The organism is Flavobacterium sp. GQ95, assembly GCF_059758655.1.
The window spans coordinates 1-1,462 of sequence record NZ_JCAXEB010000042.1 but is presented as its reverse complement, the minus strand read 5'-3'; the positions used below and the strand labels follow the sequence as shown (position 1 = coordinate 1,462).

The following is a 1,462-nucleotide window of genomic DNA, read 5'->3' as shown; positions in this document are numbered from 1 at the left end:
TACGCCAAGATTTACCTCTTACCAGTATGATCCCTCGGGGCGATTCCTGGTCAAAAGTACCGATATTGAAGGCTTGTCCACAACATTTGCCTATAATCCTTACAATGGATTATTAGATAGCGAAACCAATCCTTATGGCTTAAGAACCTCCTATGATTATAACGCCTGGATGAAAAAAACAAGGACTACTGATTATCTGGGAAAGATCACCTATTACCTCTATATAAAAAGTGGGGACGAAACTGTAGTGGTCACTGCAGGAGATGATTTCATTGAGACCAACCGGGAAACCTACGATGATCTGGGCAGAATGACGATATCCATGACAAAAGATATTACGGGAAACTTCTCTAAAGTTTCTTATTTGTATGATAGCCTGGGCAGGAACTATAAAATAAGCGAACCGTGGTATTTGTGGGGTCCCGACCAATGGAATGAAACAAAGTATGATGTTTATGGCAGGATGACCCAAAGCACTTCTTTTACAGGAAAGACAGTGAGCGTGAATTATTCCGGGCTCACTACTACTGTAAGTGAGGGGGCAAAAAGCAAAATTACAACAAAGAATGCCATCGGAAATATTGTTTCTGTAACCGACTCGCCGGGAGGTACTATACGCTATACCTATTTTGCCAATGGCAATCTGAGATCATCCAATTATGATGGGGTTGTAACTACCATTGAGCAGGATCTCTGGGGCAGGAAGACCAGATTAACAGACCCTTCAGCGGGTGTGTACTGCTATAGCTATAACGGCTTTGGAGAAACAATGTCAGAAACAAGCCCAAATGGTACCACTACATATAAACTTAATAATGTAGGCAAACTGATTGAAAAAACAATAATAGGCAATCCTTCTTCTTTAACCAATAGCAATACCGTTTATGAGTATGATGGTACCACAAAATTATTAACCTCGAGTACCTTTACCAATACCCTTGAATCCGGAGCTGTCACTACAAATACATTTACATATGACAGATTCAGGCGTCTGGAGAAAACTACAGAAACAACACCCTATGCTATTTTTACCAAACAATTCACTTTTGATGCCATTGGAAGGGTGGATAAGGAAACAAGTACGGCACTATTACTGGCAAACAAAAAAGAGAGTTCCAGGATCATACAGCATACCTATAAAAATGGTAGTCCATGGCAGATAATTGATGATGCCACCCAAAAAGTATTGTGGCAGACCGATGCGGTAAATGTTCGCGGGCAGCTAACAAATGCCTGGCTGGGCAATGGCATTTCCATAACCAATACCTATGACCAATATGGCTTTGTTAGCGAATCCAGGCATCTAAAGTTCGGATCGGACTATTTTGGCGGGCAATACATACCAGTTACAGTAATGAGACTGGTCACAAAATTTGCTCCTTTAACAGGCAATCTGACCACTCGTGCAAACGGTTTCTCTGATGGTATGAAATATGAATTTTTTCAATATGACGCCCTGGAT

General features: G+C 41.1%; 1 pseudogene. It reads left to right on the top strand.

From position 1 onward, the window contains the following. Positions 1-73: 73 nt before the first annotated feature. Positions 74-1,462: pseudogene (locus AC6CH4_RS25830) on the top strand (hypothetical protein); the annotation flags it as partial.